Below are 18,489 nucleotides of genomic sequence, written 5' to 3' on the forward strand. Positions count from 1 at the left end.
TAAAGTAAAATGCAACAACTTCATTTTTAGTAATTACATCTAAGATATGTTATAAAAATAAAACATCAGGTGCGGATAAAATAGCAGGCGAAAACCGGTTTTGGAAACCTATTTACACCTTAAAATATTAAACATCAGAATTTAATGAGCAAAAAAATATTCAACAGAAAAAGGGACTATGGTGCACAGTCCCTTTTTCTGTTGAATAATTCAATTATTATTGAACCAGTAACTTGATCTGTCTGGTACCAGCATTTGTCTTTACTCGTAACAAGTACACGCCACGTTTTAGATTCCTTACGGAAAGCTCTGTTTGCACATCGCCACGATGGTCAAGTTCAACTGGTGTCGTATGCACAATTCGGCCAAGCATATCGTACAGGCTTACCTGAACTTTTTCCTGTCCCTCAAACCCTTTCAGCGACAATTGTACCTTATCGCCTTTCACAGGATTAGGGTAGGCAACAATAGTGGAATTAGCCTCCGCCAGCGGCTCCTGCTCTATCAAAGCAGAAGAGGTAAGTGTAGAGTTGGCAAGCTGGGCTATGATGACATAGTTTGCTTCAGCACCTGTAGCCGGACTTGCCATGTTTCCTCCTAACGTTACCTGGCCAGCCAGAAAATTCTTGCTATAAATGTTCATTGCGCTGATGCTGGCATCGTTCACACCTAGCACTTGAGACTCCTTCTGCCAGCCATCCAGCCAGGCAGGTAAAGTCGTGGCACGCGGGTCGTAAGCAACATAGACAACTGCATTCTGATTCAGATTAAAACTCACGACGGCAGTCTTATTGTTAGTTTTATCGTTGTTGGGTGTGCGAATAAATGGCGCACCCTGCAGGAACGAAGGAACTGAGGTCACATCGTAGCTACGGTCCGTGTAATGCTTCACGCCCGGTGTTAGCTCAGCCAGAAGGTAAGAACGCCCTGTCAGTGAGGCTATGTTCGAAATCAAACCTGATGTGTTCTCTTCTGGTCTAAATGTGGCTGTTACGGCTTTGTCTGTGTCCATGGTGAGGTTCACAGTGGCAGTTGAACCGCTCGCTGCTCCCGTCCAGCCGATAAACTTATACCCTGCCGCAGGCGTAGCCGTTAAGCTCACCGTACTGCCGCTTGCGTACGTGCTTTGGTTCGGGCTCTTGCTCACGGTACCGTTGCCATCAACTGTTACTACCAAGCTATACTCACTTACCTCTCCAGAACTAGGTGAGCCATAGTTTGCTATAACAATGTAGTTGGTAGATGCTCCAGCAGCCGGGTTCACCATATTACCTCCTAAAGAAACGGGGCCCGCCGGGAACGCCTTGGTATACAGCACAAGCGAGTTGATGCTGCCATCAGTCACACCCAATACCTCAGGCACACGCTGCCAGTTCTGCAGCCATGAAGGAAGTATGGTAGCGCGTGGGTCGTAAGCCACATACAAGTTAGCGTTGTGCAGCAGGTCGAAAGTGACCACAGCGGCACTGCTGCTGGACTTGTCGTTGTTTGGTGTCCGGATAAACGGGGCGCCCTCCAGGTAAGATGGTATCGTGGTCACCTCGTAACTGCGATCAGTGTAGTGCTTTACGCCTGTCACCAGATTTGCCAACACATAGCTGCCACTTGTCTTGCTTGCCACATTCGCAATCAAGGTTCCGCAAGACGGATCTTGGTTAACGGTTATCTGCTTCGAGACGCTGCAACCGCTTGCATTGTCCGTCACGGTTACCTGGTAAATGCCCGGAGCCAGGTTGGTCGCTGTTTTACCTGTCTGAACGGGATTTGTATTCCAGGCGAACCCAAAATTGCCCGAGCCACCCGAGATATTGCTCACCGTGGCACTGCCTGTCGTTTCGGTGCAGCTTAATTTTTCAGAAGAGACAACAAAGGAGAAACTGTTGTTAGAAGGGACAACCACTTCTATAAAAGCTTCACAGGTGCTTCCTTCTTCTCTCGCAAAAAACATGTAAGTACCCGGAGCAAGACCAGAGAATACAGGGGAGGTTTGGTACGCTCCTGCCGGCCCTGATTTGTACTGCACGACTTTGCCGGAGCCATTCGACACCCTGAGTTCCACGGCTCCATTCGGGGTTGTACAGTCTGATGACTTGATGGAAGCAGTTGACAGCGAAAGAGGAGTCGCATTGCCGGGGATCGAGAATATTTCGACACCAGCAAGGGCAACCCTGTTAATGGATGGGTTAAACTTTATCGTAAGCACACCATCTTTTACCTCTGTCTCAAAATCCTTTACCAAGGCGGTTTTATAAGACACTTCTTTGTAGATATCCAGGTTTGCCAGTTTCAGTTCGTTTTCAACCGATACATTAAACACACGGCCTCCAATCTTGGTGAAGAAATTCTCCACAAAGTGCATTCTGATGAGGTAACTGCCGTTGGTTACAGGAATTTCATACCTCGTTTCAGCCAGATCACTCGCGGCAGACAAATAGGTCTGATAGAGCTCGTCTTTATCCGTAGCCGCTATTGGGGTTGGGGCAGGTCGGTCGAGTTTTATGCTGCCTTTGCGATAGCTGGCATCGCTTTCCCAGACCAAACCTGCAATGGTGATGCTTGCATCAGCGGCGCCTTTGATGCGCTTGACAGCCGTGATCGTTCCACAGCCATCATTTGCAATCCCGTAAAGTGGGATGCGCAATGGAAGGGAATTGTTATAATGCACCAGCATATCCGCGTTTTTGATTCCGCGGCTGATCGGCTTGAAATTGACCGCTAAGCTAGCAGTGGCCCCTGGCGCTAAGGTGCTGGCCGACAAGGCCCCTACGGAAAACTCTGCAGCGTTGGCACCTGTAATTTCAATGTTAGTGATCTTTATACTTGGGTCGCTGGTGCCGTCTTCGTAACTCTGCCCAAGGTTTTTCAGGCTGATCGTACGTGAGTTGGTGCCTTTAACTTGTGCAGCGCCGAAGTCAACGTCAGAGGTAGCAGGGCTGAGCTCAGAATAATAAGCCGTGCCAGACTCTGGTTTTATGTTGCTGATATAGTATATGTTATCCTGGTAGTCGTAGTTAGTGGTGGCAGTACCCAGGTAGTCTGCGCCTACGATATAAGCATTCGGAATGACATTTCCGTTATTGTCAATCGCTTTCCAGATACGCATCCCGATCTTACCGCTGTAGTTGCGTGTCCGATCAGAATAGGCATCGTCTACCTTTAGTCCAAAGGCGCCTGAAGGGTTAAAGCTGCCCTGGGCCAATGAAGAAGAGTATCCATATAAACGCGGCATCAGGGACTGAGAGTACAGCGGGTGATCGGTAAATACCTTTGTATTGGTAGTGGCATCCTTTGCGTACCACTCGATTGTTTCAGATCCGCTGCAGCAGCCACGGTAAGCCGCCATCTGCAACACCTGCACCGGCTTGCTTGCATCTGCTTTCACAAAGAAGGCTGAGATAATTTCATCTGAGTTCGATATTTTTGAGCTCCCTTTCGAGCCATTATCACCGCGATACGTGAAGCCGTTGCGGGTCTTAAAACCAAAGGCGCTGATAATCTCCTGCCCGTATGGCTCATTGTTACCTTCTGTTCTGTATTGCAACAGGCCGTGCAGGTATACCTTCTTCTTAGGTACAAAATCATCGTTCGACACCACCGTGAGCGTATCATTAAACTGCAATACGCGGTAGTTTTCGCTGGTAGCGGCAAATCTGATAATGGCTTCCACTGATTTTCCTCTGCTCAGGGTAAGCGGCAGGTCAGTAGCAGCGTTAAAATCCACTCCATTCAGTTTTGTGATTTGCCATGTTATCGGATCAGAAAGCTGTAGAGCTCTCATCTGCAAGTCACCTGAACCTGTATTCGTAATCCGAAGCTTTAAATCATTGTTATTGCGGTTGTCATTTGCGGGGATCTGCACCTGTGAAAAGACCATCCGATTTAGCTCAGGGAACTTCTGGAGGTTCTCAACCAAGATGCTGGCATTGCTGGCTTGTCCGGCCGGCTGCACATCCACTTTAAACACCGTACTGATATTGGCTCCCTGCTTGTCTGTTACATTTACTTTCACGGACAGTACCTGAGCAGTCTGAGGGCCTGTACCGCTGAAGGCCAGATCTGCAGCTTTGAACTGCAACCATGCGGGCAGCGGGCTTCCATCTTCGAGCGTGGCGCTGTAGGTCAACACATCACCTGCGTCTGGGTCTGAGTACTCCCCTGCCGGAAAGGCAAATGCCTGCCCGGTTTTGATGATCTGGTTTACGGGGGCTTTCACTACTACAGGAGCCCTGTTGAGCGGCTCGCTGGAAGGTGTAATGGAAAAGTCGTTAAAAGCAAAAGTAGCAGAAGAACTGCCTTTACGGTGCGTCGCGAAAATTCCGGCATAAGCCATGGTGTTTGTCGCGCCCATATCCGCAATGCTAAGCGAAGCAGTGGCACTGTTTTGGGATACATTAAAGTAGCTGATGCCATCTGTAGAGTAGAACCCGTGTGCTGTGTTTGCTACCGGGTCAATCACTAACCTCAACCGGATAACAGATTCGTTTAATCCCGCTATGCTTTGGGTGATAAACTGGTCACTGTCATTGGTCACGTCATTTACTTCCTTCCGCATTTCAACTTTATCACTCAGTACAACAAGCTTCAGAAAAGTCTTGTCGCTCAGGCCGAACCAAATACCGGCCTGCTGGCCCGATGTGCCATAGTATGGCTTGTTGATGGTGGTTTCGATCAACACCCGGTTCTTGGTGTCAAACTTCACCCCCAACGCGTTGAGCTGGTTGTTGTTAGTGGCGTAGGCAATCCCGCTATGTGTCTGCAATAGCAACTGGCCTGCGCTGATGCTCAAGCGAGAAGGCTCGTAACCTGGCACATTAGCATTGCTTGGGCTTCCGTCTGAACTCGCTCGCGCACCCGAATAGGTATCTACCAGCTTAAAACCTGTTCCGATACCATTCTTGTCTGGTAAGGAGTTCGCTACAGCACCATCAAAAGTCAGGGAATAGGGCAAAGCTGCCGTGGTCATGCTACACGGGAGCGTACTTATCGGGCTGCAGGGTGCCTCTTGCCACAAAGCAGCGCTGACCGCAGCACCTGCATGCTCAATCCCTGGCACTGGTTGGCTGTTGCGCCGCATACCGTTATTCGGAACGGCTGCCTGCACTATGTCTGCTGTACTCAGCAGAACAGTCAGACAAATTGCCCACATATGTCGCGTGCGTATGGTCGCAAAATGGAAGGGTGTAGAAAATAAACTCATATGTTATACTCGTTGAATTTTGGCTCGGATTTTAAAATATATACCAATAAGCCAGTGACTTGAGAATAAGCCTGGCTTTACAGAGTGATGTATATTACTATTACAAATTATTTAAGTTTAATATATTTATGAAAAAATCTTAAAATCAATAAGCTAAGTTCTATCCCCGCAGCCTTATCCATATCTTGAAGCTTCTGACGGCATTTGGATTATCAACCTTTATATTCATTGCATCCAACTTTTGGCTTTACAAATTTAGAGAAAGATACTCCAATAACTAGATATTGTTTTATTTTACATAGGTAAAGTTTAAAATATATAATATCTGATTTATAGTATGTATCTAAGTATTAGTATGATACATTGGTTGAGTGTACGGATTTTTTTATGATTTTAAATGAAAAACACATAATAATTTCCTTAAGAAGCAAGAAGAAGACAACTAAGTGCTAGCTTGTTTGCCCTTAGAACATTCCTGATAAAACGAATAGAGGACAACATTCCCTAACTTAGCGCCTAACACAGCTGGTAAAACTGAGGTATAAAAAGATGATACACCTCCGGTTTACTTAACTTCAGACGACACTCTTATGACAAGACTTTTGCATCAGGTTATGCACCTGCTCATTTTACTGCTTACTTTCTCCTGCAAGCAGCCCGACCGCGAGGAGGCACAGGAACAGTTCCGGCAAAGGCGTCCGGAAACCACAACGGAACAGCCCGAACAAGCGCCTGCCGCTCCTGCCCCCAACCATCATACTCCCTCCACCAGCGGTACACCCCAGCTACCAACAGAGAATCAGCCTTCTGCTGGGCCTGAAACACGCGCAGGCGATAAAGTGGTGGGCGTGAAAGATGGCGACACCATCGAACTGCTGCGCAACGGCGAAACGATTACGGTGCGCTTGTATGGGATCGACACCCCTGAAAAGACGCAAAGCTACGGGCAGAAAGCCAAGCAGTATACCTCTGATCTGGTTTTTGGCAAGCAAGTGCAGCTTGTTCCCCACAACACTGATCGGTATGGCCGCACGGTAGGCACCATTAAACTCATGGACGGCAGAAGCCTTAATGAGGAACTCGTGCGTGACGGCTATGCCTGGCATTACAAGGCTTACTCAAACGATAAAAAACTGGCCGACCTGGAGGCAGACGCTCGCCGCTTTAAGCGTGGGTTGTGGCAGGAGGCAAACCCCGTTGCGCCCTGGGAGTACCGCAAAAACAAGCGCAGTAAAAGTAGCAGCACTTCAACCGCAGGGGCTCCCCTTCCGGCAGGTGCCGCTAAACGCACGGTGTATATCTGTAACAGCACCGGCTCAGGGGTATACCACCTCACGCAAACCTGCCATGTGCTGAAGCGTTGCAAGCAGGAGGTGATAGCCGTAACCGAGGCAGCCGCCATCCGGGACTACAGCCGCCGCAAAGACAAAACCTGCCAGTAGCAAGGCACTCGATTGCCAGCCTTGGTGCATATATGAGCCGTTCTTCCTAAATTTACCGGCTCAACCCGATTTCACCTGACACCTATGATCCCGTTCTTCAACCACATTAGCCGAATCGCCTTGTTTATGGCTACGGCGCTCTCCTTAACATTTTGCCAGCAGACCGAGGAAACCGCTACAGACAGCGAACCAACCGAATCAGCTACTGAACCTCTTCCAGAGAAAAGGCCTGCCCCGGAGTTTTTTGTGATTGCCCCGGACATGGCCCAGAACCGCATGTGGATCTGTGAGGACGAGTCGTCTGACATTTTCCATACCCAGCACGATTGCTCCCTGCTGGTACAATGCAAAGGCACCTTTCGGAATGTCACCCTGATCAGGGCTGTGGAGGATTATGGCCGCTATAACTGCCAGGTATGCAGCCGCGAACTAGACCATATATTTGATGAGGGGATGGTACGCTAGCGTAACCTAACTCCAAGTACAAAAGAAAGGGCGCTGATGCATCAGCGCCCTTTCTTTTGTACTGTGATGAGCTATTTTAATCTATGGTGTTTTTACACCGTGCAGCACCAGTAGCGGCACATCGGCCTGGTAGGTTAATCGCTCTGCCAGGCTTTGCGAGAAGAGTTCTTTCAGAAAGCCTTTTTTCCGGCGCACCACGGCGAGCATCTGCCCGCCGGTTTTTTTGATGTAGGTTTTGAGCCCTTCGTCCCGGTGCTTGTGGTAGACTTCCTGAAAATTGAGCGGAACACCCGGGAACAACTCCCGCAACTCGCCCCAAAACTGTTCTGCCTCCTCGTTGCTGTTCCTGTCGCCAGGTTTCACCACGTGCACAACATCAATCCGCGAACTGAAATAACTCCCCAACTGAACTACCTGAGTTAAGGCGTAACGGTCTTCTTCGCTGTAGTCTGAGGCAAAAACAATACTCTCTAACTTTGGAGGCGTTGCCACTACCGGCACAGACAGTACCGGGCATTTCACTTCTTCTATCACCGATTCTGTGTTGCTCCCGATCAGCAGTTCCTCCATGGTATTATCCAGCCCCGTGGTACCCATCACCACAAAATCGTAGCCCTGATGCTGGGTTAGATTGGCGGCCATGTCAGTTAATAGGGCTTCCTGCAAGATATAATCGCAGGAAAATCCCCCGTCTTGGTTTGCGCCATGTTTCGCTTCCAAATCACGAACCATGGCTGACAACTTTTTTTCGGCTTCGCGCATCTGCTCCCCCAGCAGTTCACTCGCCACCAAAGCTGTTTCAGAGGTGTCGACTATAGGTAGATGCAATACATGCGCCAGGGTAAGGTGCGCCCCCGCATGTTGTGCAATATACACAGCATAGTCTACCGCCTTCGCCGATGTGCTCGAGAAGTCAGTCGGACATAAAATCTTTTCCATAAATGTTGTTGTTGTTGTATATATTCGTGTTTCATGTGACTATATCACTATTTCTCGATCTATACGGGAAACACTGAAATAAATAGAATCTTCCCACGAAATTCCTGCTACAGCCCTGCCAAAGGTCGTTTATGGCTGCTTTTAAATAAAAGCAGCCTCACTACAACTACTTAAGCCTATGCACAAGCACACGTACTATACAGGTGTTTACGGATAAGCATGCCATCAGGGGTGCTGCTGCTGCAGCGCCTTTACCTCTTTCCAGGTCCAGTTATACTTCGGGCGGATGTAACGGTATGCTTCAGTGTAATAGGTTGCCACCACTTCTTTCAGCTGCGACACTGGGATGGAGGATGCATGGATTTCCCGTTCTGTGGGATGGTCATAGGTTTCGACGCGGGTAAGTTTGTCGCCGGAAAGGCGCAGCAGCGGGCCGGTATCAGTCACGGAGCCGTAGGTCCACTGATGCCCAGAAGTTTCCAGCTGGTTTAGCCTCTCGGCGAGCGGGGCCATCGACAGACGAGGCAACGTAGGCCGGGTGGCCAGATCGACCCAGGTGGTGTATTTGTACTCCAGCTCATACCGCTGGCCGTTGTAGCAGGCTAACACCATATCAAAACCATGGGTGCGGCTAAACAGCGCGTAGTAGTGCACCGGGTGCGGCGTCTCCACGACAATCAGCCCGATGGCAGGGTAGCGGGTTAGCTTGGTGTCGGGCTTATACATAGCGCGGTAGCCCACCAGCACACTGCTCACCTCCTCTTCCCAGGCGCCTTTCTCCCAGTCAGGGTCCCGGAGCACGCGGCCGAACTCCCGCAGAAAATACTGGAACTTCTGCACGCACTGCGCCGCCTCCTTCTCCTCTTCCTCGTCAGCCGCGAATGGCATGTAAAACAGCTCCCGCTCCTTGGCGTTTATCCAGCAGACCAGCTTAAGTGCCTCACCCGCCAGCGGGTGGTTCAGGTCCAGCTCCCTGAAGTCGCCGATGAGGGCCATCTGCCGCAACAGCTCTTCGTTCTCCAGCGCCAGCTCCGGGTTCAGCAGTGCCCATACCCCCACAAAGCCGTCAATGTCGAAATGATTGGCCGATACGTAGGGCAGATCGAGTTCGGGCAACTGTAAGCGCAAGGCATGCAGCGCAATGGCCGCGCTGGTATCGTCGTTGACCGCGGCTAGGGTAGGTGCGCCTTTCCAGTGCGAAAGCATCACACCGTTGGCATGGGTGCTGTCTATGATGATCGCGCGGTGGTGCTTTACTTCCGAAAAGGGTATAAACTGTTTTCTCTGCATGGCATAAAATTGCAGAGGGCAGGGCTAAGACGCAAGTTTGCAGGTTAAAATAGCGCCTCCGGTCGTGCACCTCATACCTAATACCTGCTTTTGTTGAGGAGCAGCCCAGCGTTTATACCCCAATATTGCACCGCAATGCGTAATTTTGTCCATGGCTCTGAAAAAAATATACGCTACTTCCCTCTCGCTTCTTACCGACCTGTACCAACTGACTATGGCCTACGGCTACTGGAAAAACGGCATGGCCGAGCACGAAGCCGTCTTCCACCTCTATTTCCGGAAAAACCCTTTCCAGGGAGGCTATACCATTGCCGCCGGGCTGGAGCATGCGGTCGAGTACTTACAGGCGCTTCAGTTTGAGGAGACGGACCTGCAGTATTTGGCGGAACTGAAAGGTAGCACCGGTTCCCCCCTCTTCGAGGAAGCCTTTATTGATTACCTCCGGGACATGCAGTTTACCTGTACCGTAGATGCCATACCAGAAGGCACAGTAGTGTTTCCGGGAGAGCCGCTGGTGCGGGTGCGCGGCCCTCTGTTGCAGGCGCAACTAATCGAAACGCCCCTGCTCACGATCATCAACTTCGAGACACTGATTGCTACCAAGGCTGCCAGGATTACAGATGCAGCCAAAGGCGACCCGGTGATAGAGTTTGGCATGCGGCGGGCACAGGGAATTGACGGGGCGCTGTCGGCTGCGCGGGCTGCTTACATTGGCGGCGTCAGTGCTACTTCCAACCTATTGGCGGGGCAACTGTACGGCATCCCAGTGAAAGGCACCCATGCGCACAGCTGGATTCAGGCGTTTGAGACTGAGGAAGCAGCTTTTGAGGCCTATGGCCAGGCATTTCCTCAGGACACTGTTTTACTGGTAGACACGTTCGATACCCTCGAGGGCGTAGAAAAAGCCATTGCCACAGCCCAGAAGCTCGCGCCAAGCGGCTTTAAGCTCGGAGGCATCCGTCTCGATTCCGGCGACCTTACCTACCTCAGCATAGAGGCGCGCAAGCTGCTGGATGCCGCAGGGTTAACGGAGACCAGCATCGTAGCCAGCAACGACCTGGATGAGCACATCATCACCAGCCTGAAACAGGAAGGAGCCAGAATAGATGTCTGGGGCGTGGGCACAAAGATGATCACGGCTTATGACCAGCCGGCCTTGGGCGGGGTATACAAGCTGGCTGCTATCCGGAAAGCGGGAGGTGCCTGGGAGTACAAAGTGAAACTTTCCGAGCAGCGGGCCAAAACCTCAACCCCGGGCATGCTGCAAGTGCGGCGTTTTTCCGATGGCAAGCGCTTTATAGCCGACATGATTTACAATGCCCTGGAGCCATTGCCGTCCCAATTCCACATCGTAGACCCGCTGGACAGTACCCGCCGAAAAGCCATACCTACCGGAACTCCCTCCGAGGAACTGCTTACACCTGTTTTTGATTCAGGTGAACTGGTTTATACACTGCCGAGCCTTCCGGAGATCAAGGCACGCACGAAGGCTCAGCTAGACTGCCTGCACGAAAGCATCCGCCGGTACCTGAACCCACACAATTACCCGGCTGGGCTGGAGGGCAACCTGCACCAGTATAAAATCGACCTGATCCTGAAACTGCGCGGGGAATGAAAACGGTATCGAGGCCTATCTTACCTGCTTCGGCTCCGCTTGTTTGAGATGCGCTGCACCCGTTTGCCACGCACCCAGTTCAGGTATTTCTGAAGCGCTTCCGCCTCTTGCAGAGCAGGGATGGAAGAATAAAGCAAGGCCAGTTCGCGGTTGCTGAAGGTGAGGTGCACAGTGCTGTGGCATGGTTGGCACAACGCAGCGGTGGCACCGTAGCGCCCACCTTCCTCGCGGGGCACCAGGTGGTGGCGCGACAGGCTTTGTGCTTCCCGCCCACAGAGTTCGCATGTATTAGCCGCTTTTCGATCCCTCATGTTATTTCGCCGCACTCCTATGCAAACAAGCGGGCAGGCCGATGGTTTACACAAAAGGGCTTATACCCCCAATCAGAATGCAACCCGCCGGGAGGTATAAACCGTATTCAAATACTATAAATTAAGTCTAACGCCATGCCTAAGAAATCCTTTAAAGAACTGATCAACAGCCCGGGAATGCCAGTGCTGGTAGATTTTTACGCTGATTGGTGCGGCCCTTGCAAAGCCATGTCGCCGATTGTGGAGCAGGTGGCAAGCCAGTACAATGGCAAGCTGAAGGTCATCAAAGTAAACATCGACAACAACCAAGCCGCCGCATCGCAGTTCAGGGTGCAGGGTGTGCCCACATTCATTCTGTTCAAGCAGGGCCAGCAGGTATGGCGGCAATCGGGCGCGATGCCTGTTAACGTCCTCACGCAGGCTGTGCAGCAAGCGATAAAATAAATAAAATGTTACTCCCTCACATCTTACAGCGGCTTTGTATTAAAACAGGGCCGCTGCGTTTTTGTAGCCCTTCATAAAGCACTTTATACCCCATTTGTTCACCCTCACTAGCTGGTTTCTGGCTGAAGTAGATTGTTACGCACGTTGTTCCTGCGGCTGGCACTTCGCAGCAAAGAATAGTCAGGTATACAGTTAATCATATTTCCGTAGTATAACTTAAACAGCGTTGGCCAGTTTTGGGGTATAAAACATGAGGCAGAAGGCAGAAAAATTGCGATTCGATGAATGCTTTGCGCTAAATTTAGGAAAAGTACGTTCATGAAAGTAAAATGCCTGGCTTCCGAGTTCACCGAGAGCCAAAACACATGAAGATGAAGCTAAAACATACAGTAGTGCTCTTGGGATTATGGGGCAGCCTTGCACTTGGCAGTTCCGCGACTCCTCAAACACCGGTTCCTGAAAAATACAATTTCACCATCAACCTCACAGAGGTTCGGAACGATCAGATAAAAGTATCGCTGCAGGCACCCGAGATAAAGCAGGAGGAGATCGTGTACATCATGCCTAAGATCGTGCCGGGCACTTACTCGGTTTCCGACTTTGGCCGCTTTGTGACGGACTTTACTGCTTTTGATAAAAAAGGCCAGGCGCTCGTGGTTGAAAAGCTGGACACAAACCGCTGGAAAATCAAAAATGCGCGGTCACTCGGCAAGATTACTTATTGGGTGAACGACACGTTTGATGCCACCAAGCGCGAGGAAGTGCTCTTTGAACCGGGCGGCACCAACATTGAGGAAAACAAGAATTTCCTGCTGAACACCTTTGGCTTTATCGGCTATTTCGAGGGCATGAAGCAGGTGCCCTACGAGCTTAATATCACCAAGCCGGAAGGCTTTTACGGCTCAACCTCGCTGCAGGCAATCGCTACTTCCTCCACCTCCGACAAGTACCTGGTGCCAAACTACATGGACCTGGCCGACTCGCCGCTGATGTATAACCGCCCTGATACCACCGTCCTGAAAATGGGGAACACCGAGGTGTTGGTGTCCGTCTATTCGCCGAGCGGGCGCATCACCTCCAAGCCGGTGGCCTCTACCGTGAAAAGCATCCTGGAGGCGCAGCGGAACTATCTGGGCGGCACCTTGCCCGTCGATAAATACGCCTTTTTGATTTACGTGCCGGAACGTGTGGGCAAGTCGGGCTCGTTTGGCGCGCTGGAGCATTCTTACTCTTCCGTGTACTTTCTCCCTGAGATGCCGGAAGACCAGTTTAGCAGCACCGTGCGGGATGTGGCCGCGCACGAGTTTTTCCATATCGTGACGCCACTTAACATTCACGCCGAGGAGATCGGAAACTTCGATTATATCAACCCGAAAATGTCGAAGCACCTGTGGCTATACGAGGGCGTGACCGAATATTTTGCCACACACGTGCAGGCCTACGAGAACCTGTATGACCTGGACACCTACCTCGAAAAGCTGCGCGAGTACATCCTGACCTCTAAAGTATACTACAACGACACCCTGCCCTTCACGGAAATGAGTGCCGAGGTGTTGGACAAATACGAGAAGGAGTACGGCAACGTGTACCAGAAAGGGGCGCTTATCGGGCTGGTGCTGGACGTTAAGCTGCGGGAATTATCAGGTGGCGAGTACGGCCTGCGCAACCTGATGCTGGACCTCTCTAAGACCTACGGGAAAGAGCAGTCGTTTAAAGACGAGGAGCTGTTTGATAAAATAGCGGAGATCACCTACCCGGAAATCAGGGAGTTTTTCAGGAGGCACGTGGAAGGCAAAGAGCCGCTGCCGCTGCAGGAAACTTTCCGGAAGGTGGGGATACGCTATGAGCCGACGGCAACCCAGCAGGTGATTTCATACGGCGGGTTTGTGCCGGGGTATGACCAGGAGTCAGATAAAATCATAGTGGCCGAGACAGATGACATGGACGACTTCGGTCAGAACATGGGGTTCCAGAACGGAGACCAGCTGCTGCAGTTGAATGGCCAGGAAATTACGCCGCTCACCATCCGGGAGGTAATTGGAGACCAACTGCAGCAACTGAAGCCTGGCCAGAGAATCACGATTACCGTTGGCCGGATGAATGAAAAGGGAAAGCTGAAGAAGGTGAAACTGCGTGGCAGGGCTACTGCCGTAAAGCGCCAGTCAGTGCACCTCCTCTCCCCGGACCCAGAGGCTACGCCCGAGCAGCAAGCCCTGCGTGCTGCCTGGCTCAACAAAGCAGCACAATAGAAAACCGGCACCTTTCGTTAGCAAAAAACAGCTAACCAGAATTTCAGGTTATAATGCATTACACCTAAACGCGCCACTGCCAGGCTTACTTTTCACGTGGGCCTGGCAGTGGCGCGTTTGGACATAACATATTGACGTCAGGAAAACCATTTGCAACTTAAAATTGTAAGTTAGGTATGTTCCCTGATAATTTGCTCTGTTAATAAGTCACTCTTATACGTTTTTGCCTGCATGCGCCTTTTTTACACGTTATTTTTAATCCTCTTCTTAATAGGGCCGGCTCACCTGTGTTTCGCACAAAAGGCCGTTGTGCGTGGGCTGGTGCGGACGGAAAACCAGGGAGAGCCCCTGATCGGGGCAAGCGTGGCTGTACCAGCCTTGAACCTGGGCACCACAACCGACGAAACAGGCTATTTTCAGCTGTCACTGCCCCCCGGCGACCACCAGATGCAGGCTACCTATGTTGGCTATGGCACCCAAATACAGCAGGTGCGGCTCTCCCCCGGTGAGGCACAGCAAAAAGTGAACTTCTTCCTGAGCCCTGCACAAACCGAGCTTAAAGAGGTGCAGGTAGAGGCCAACACACTTCGGCAGAAACTCAATGACAACCGCATGAGCGTTGAGACTCTCACCACCAAAGAGGCCAAGCTACTGCCTGCCCTCTTCGGGGAAGTGGACCTCGTGAAAACGCTGCAGCTAAAGCCAGGCGTACAGTCTGGGGGGGAGGGAACGACCGGGCTTTACGTGCGGGGTGGCGGCCCGGACCAGAACCTGGTGCTGCTAGACGGCGCCATGGTTTACAACCCTACGCACCTGTTTGGCTTCTTCAGTGTGTTTAACCCCGATGCGGTACAAAGCGTGGACCTTTACAAAGGGGGGTTCCCGGCGCAGTATGGCGGCCGGCTCTCTTCGGTGATGGAGGTGAAGATGAACGATGGCAACAACAGCAACATCCGCGCTACGGGGGGTATAGGCCTTATTGCCTCGCGCCTGACAGTAGATGGCCCGATCGTGAAGGACAAGCTGCAGTTTGTCGTGTCGGGGCGCCGTACTTACGCCGACATCTTCACCCGGCAAATCAATCGCCTCAGCGAAGAACAAGAAGATTATACCCCCATTCCGGACTACTACTTTTATGACCTCAACGCCAAACTGACGTACAAACCCGGCCCGAACGATGAACTCACCTTTACGGGCTATTACGGCCGTGACTTTTTTGGCCTGGATGACGACGACTTCGAATTTGGCTTTAACTGGGGTAACACAGTCGGGGCTGTTAACTGGCGACATAAATTCAACAAAAACCTGTATGCCAACACATCGCTGCAGACCTCGCGCTATCAATACAACATCATCAATAAAATTGATGTTTTCCAGCTCAAACTGACCTCAGCCATCCGCGATTACACCCTCAAAACCGACTTCGATCTATTCCTGAAAGGAGGGCATAGCCTGAAGTTCGGGGCCAACGGCACGCATCATCGGTTTAGGGTTGGCCAGCTCAGTTTTGAGTCATCGGACAGTACATTGCAGTTTGGGGCCGGCAACGCCTATAGTGCGGCAGAGTTTGGGGCGTACGTGGCGGACGAGTACCAGGTAAACGCGCGGTGGTCGTTAAACTACGGGCTTCGCTTATCAGGCTTCCGAAACCAGGAGACTTACCTGGCCCTGGAGCCGCGCGCCGCAGCCAAGTATAACCTCAACGAAACCACCTCGCTGAAGGCCAGCTTTGCGGGTATGAAGCAGTATGTGCACCTGGTTTCCAACTCCGGAGCCTCCCTGCCTACAGACATATGGTTTCCATCAACCCGCAGGGTAGCCCCACAATACTCGCAGCAAGTGGCGGCGGGTTTCAGCAAGTTATTTGGCCGTGGCCGCTACCTGTTCACCAACGAGGTATATTATAAGTGGATGCGCAACCAGCTCGATTTCCGCGACGGGGCAAATCTTTTTGTGAACGACAGCCTGGAAAACGAATTCCTGTTTGGCAAAGGCCGCAGCTATGGAAGCGAGTTGTACCTGGAGAAGAAGAAAGGCAAAACCACGGGGTGGATTGGCTACACCCTTTCCTGGACTTACCGCAAATTCGACAGCGAGAACGACCTTGACGATATCAATGACGGTGCCTGGTTCCCAACACGCTATGATCGCCGCCATGATTTGAGCCTAGTGGTGATGCACCAGTTCAGTAAGCGACTCAGCATTAACGGGGCCTTTATCTACGGGTCCGGCACTCCCTATTCCATCCCTCTGGCGCGCTTTGCGTTTCAGGATGTAGAGGGCAAAAGCTCCTCTATCGTCCCGATTTACGAGAACCGCAACACCTACCGGTTCAGTTCTTACCATCGCCTTGACTTAAGTGCCGTCCTGAAGCTGAAGCCCAGACGCGGTGAGGCCGACCTGACGTTTAGTGTGTACAATGTGTATAACCGGCGTAACCCCTACTTCGTGTATTTCGATCAGGTGAAAGACCAGGAAGGCTTCGAAACGCTTGGCTTTCAAGCCAAGCAGGTGTCGCTCTTCCCGCTTATCCCATCGGTTACCTATAATTTTAAATTCTGATGCAATTGAGACACATTTTGCTCCTGCTACCCTGGCTTGCACTATCCTTCTGCAGCTGCGACCTCGACAAGGACATTGACGTGGATTTGCCGAACCACACGCCCCAATTGGTCGTGGAAGGGTATCTGGAACCGGGCAAACCCTACCGCATTGCCGTGCAGGAAAGTGCCGGCTACTTCGATCCGCCTACCCCACCGCTGGTGCCTGACGCGAAAGCCACCATCACGCACAACGGGCGGAAGATAGAGCTAAAGTACAAGCCTGTGCTGGATACCAAGACCGGTTTTGTATACACCCACAGCTCACTGGAAACCATGAAAGGCAAGCCCGGGGACGTTTATACCCTGGAAGTGACCGACGGCAAAGGGCGCAAGGTGACGGGCTTTACAACTGTTTTGCCCATAGTGCCCATAGAAAAAGTGGAATGGCGCTTTAACACAGAGGATGACCAGGAGGCGCTTTTGCTCACTTCGTTTCAGGATGACGCGAACACCAGCAATTATTACCGGTACATGACGCACACCGACAGCCTCCGCAAAGGCTCACGGCAGGATATCTTCACGACAGACCAACTCACCAACGGGAAGCGCATTGTCTATGGATCCGGCTATATGTATGACCCGGGCGATACGGTTGTTGTATCGCTTTATCACATCGAGAAGCAGTATTACGACTTCCTGGTATCCACTGACAACGCCAAAGACGCCAACGGAAACCCTTTTGCACAACCTTCCCGCATCCGGTCTTCGGTGCAGGGCGGCTTAGGCATTTTCACCAACCTTGCCCTTAGTCGCAAAACCATTATTGTTAAATAGCCAGGCAGATGCAAAAAGTCAAAGGCCGGCAGGTAACAGCTTCTGAGGTGGTATCTATACCCTCCCCAACTACTGGCTTGCCGACTTTTGCCTTTTGTGAATTTAGTATGCCCTAGCTGCGTTTTACCAACTCCCGGATCAGCATGGTCATGCGGGGCTCGGCTTTGGCGGCGGCCTCTAAGATATCGGCCAGCACCACTTTCTTAATACGGTCAGGTGTGCACATATCCGTGATCACCGATACGGCAAACACAGGCATGTTCATGTGGCGGGCGGCAATCACCTCCGGCACAGTAGACATCCCCACGGCATCCGCCCCAATGCTGCTCAGGTAGCGGTACTCTGCCTTGGTTTCCAGCATCGGGCCCGGCACACTCACGTATACCCCCTCCTGCAGTTCAATCCCGGCATCATCCGCAATCACCATGGCTTCGCGCACCATGTGCTCGTCATACACCTCGCTCATGTCCGGGAAGCGCGGCCCCAGCTCATCCAGGTTCTTCCCGATCAGCGGGTTGTCCGGTAGCAGGTTGATGTGGTCTGTGAGCACCATCAGGTCGCTGGTACTGAATTTAGGGTTCAAGCCGCCTGCTGCGTTCGAGACGAACAGTTTCTGTACACCCAGCAACTTCATCACCCGCACCGGGAATACAACCTGCGGCATGCTATAGCCCTCGTAATAGTGGAACCGCCCCTGCATCACGACCACGTTGCGACCGGCCAACGTGCCTAATATAAGCTTGCCCGAGTGGCTCTCTACCGTAGATACCGGGAAGTTAGGGATATCGGCGTAAGACAGCGTGTGCTGCACGTCCACATCCTTTACCAGTGCGCCCAGGCCGGTGCCCAGTATAATCCCGAATTCAGGCTGAAAGCCATTTATCTTGTTTTGTATATAGGAAACGGATTCCTGCAATAACTGCATCATATGCTTCGGTTGAATGTTGATGATCTTTTGAGTACCCCGGAAACGGCAGGGTATGGATTTATACCACCCTGGCTGCTACCTGTTAAAATCAGGTAGTAAGCTGTACGGGCAAAATTGCAAAAAATAGCTTTGCCATAAAATAAAAACAGCTTTCAGGCACGGTGCCTGAAAGCTGTTTTCTAAAAAATACTGTTTGGGTAGCAGGTTTAGCTTGGTACGCCAGCACGCCTTG

The 18,489-nt window shown here is 51.5% G+C and carries 12 protein-coding genes; 7 read left to right on the forward strand and 5 right to left on the reverse strand.

Annotated features, from left to right (window positions below):
• Positions 1 to 217 precede the first annotated feature (217 nt).
• Positions 218 to 5,146, reverse strand: coding sequence for a malectin domain-containing carbohydrate-binding protein (locus ACXYMU_RS12655; protein ID WP_458986767.1), 4,929 nt, complete (start codon positions 5,144 to 5,146; stop codon positions 218 to 220).
• Positions 5,147 to 5,787: 641 nt separating this feature from the next.
• Here ACXYMU_RS12655 and ACXYMU_RS12660 point away from each other — a divergent pair.
• Both ACXYMU_RS12660 and ACXYMU_RS12665 read left to right on the forward strand, forming a co-directional pair.
• Positions 5,788 to 6,639 (forward strand): thermonuclease family protein, encoded by an 852-nt coding sequence (locus tag ACXYMU_RS12660; protein ID WP_458986768.1) that lies wholly within the window; start codon positions 5,788 to 5,790, stop codon positions 6,637 to 6,639.
• An 84-nt stretch (positions 6,640 to 6,723) separates the two neighbouring features.
• Positions 6,724 to 7,104, forward strand: a complete 381-nt coding sequence (locus tag ACXYMU_RS12665) for a hypothetical protein (protein WP_458986769.1) — start codon at positions 6,724 to 6,726, stop codon at positions 7,102 to 7,104.
• A gap of 81 nt (positions 7,105 to 7,185) precedes the next feature.
• Here the strand turns inward: ACXYMU_RS12665 and ACXYMU_RS12670 are convergent, their stop codons facing one another.
• A complete protein-coding gene (locus tag ACXYMU_RS12670) occupies positions 7,186 to 8,043 on the reverse strand; it encodes a universal stress protein (protein ID WP_458986770.1) in 858 nt (285 codons plus the stop codon).
• A gap of 225 nt (positions 8,044 to 8,268) precedes the next feature.
• On the reverse strand, positions 8,269 to 9,333 hold the full coding sequence (locus ACXYMU_RS12675) for a DUF6687 family protein (RefSeq protein WP_458986771.1): 1,065 nt from the start codon (positions 9,331 to 9,333) through the stop codon (positions 8,269 to 8,271).
• 151 nt (positions 9,334 to 9,484) lie between these two features.
• Here ACXYMU_RS12675 and ACXYMU_RS12680 point away from each other — a divergent pair, with 151 nt between their 5' ends.
• Positions 9,485 to 10,948 (forward strand): nicotinate phosphoribosyltransferase, encoded by a 1,464-nt coding sequence (locus tag ACXYMU_RS12680; RefSeq protein WP_458986772.1) that lies wholly within the window; start codon positions 9,485 to 9,487, stop codon positions 10,946 to 10,948.
• Between the two features lie 20 nt (positions 10,949 to 10,968).
• Here the strand turns inward: ACXYMU_RS12680 and ACXYMU_RS12685 are convergent, their stop codons facing one another.
• Positions 10,969 to 11,259, reverse strand: coding sequence for an HNH endonuclease (locus tag ACXYMU_RS12685; RefSeq protein WP_458986773.1), 291 nt, complete (start codon positions 11,257 to 11,259; stop codon positions 10,969 to 10,971).
• 135 nt (positions 11,260 to 11,394) lie between these two features.
• Between ACXYMU_RS12685 and trxA the strand changes: the two genes are divergently transcribed.
• The 4 genes from trxA to ACXYMU_RS12705 all read left to right on the forward strand — a co-directional run bounded on the left by trxA (position 11,395) and on the right by ACXYMU_RS12705 (position 17,329).
• A complete protein-coding gene (gene trxA / locus ACXYMU_RS12690) occupies positions 11,395 to 11,703 on the forward strand; it encodes a thioredoxin (protein ID WP_458986774.1) in 309 nt (102 codons plus the stop codon).
• Positions 11,704 to 12,074: 371 nt separating this feature from the next.
• Positions 12,075 to 13,952 carry a M61 family metallopeptidase gene (locus ACXYMU_RS12695; protein ID WP_458986775.1) on the forward strand — a complete coding sequence of 626 codons (1,878 nt, stop codon included), beginning with the start codon at positions 12,075 to 12,077 and terminating at the stop codon, positions 13,950 to 13,952.
• 309 nt (positions 13,953 to 14,261) lie between these two features.
• Positions 14,262 to 16,514, forward strand: a complete 2,253-nt coding sequence (locus ACXYMU_RS12700; protein ID WP_458986776.1) for a TonB-dependent receptor — start codon at positions 14,262 to 14,264, stop codon at positions 16,512 to 16,514.
• Positions 16,514 to 17,329 carry a DUF4249 domain-containing protein gene (locus ACXYMU_RS12705; RefSeq protein WP_458986777.1) on the forward strand — a complete coding sequence of 272 codons (816 nt, stop codon included), beginning with the start codon at positions 16,514 to 16,516 and terminating at the stop codon, positions 17,327 to 17,329. Before ACXYMU_RS12700 ends, ACXYMU_RS12705 begins: the two co-directional genes overlap by 1 nt.
• Before the next feature lie 112 nt (positions 17,330 to 17,441).
• Here the strand turns inward: ACXYMU_RS12705 and ACXYMU_RS12710 are convergent, their stop codons facing one another.
• Positions 17,442 to 18,257 carry a purine-nucleoside phosphorylase gene (locus ACXYMU_RS12710; protein WP_458986778.1) on the reverse strand — a complete coding sequence of 272 codons (816 nt, stop codon included), beginning with the start codon at positions 18,255 to 18,257 and terminating at the stop codon, positions 17,442 to 17,444.
• Between the last annotated feature and the right edge of the window lie 232 nt (positions 18,258 to 18,489).

It is taken from the genome of Pontibacter sp. CAU 1760, from assembly GCF_054482735.1.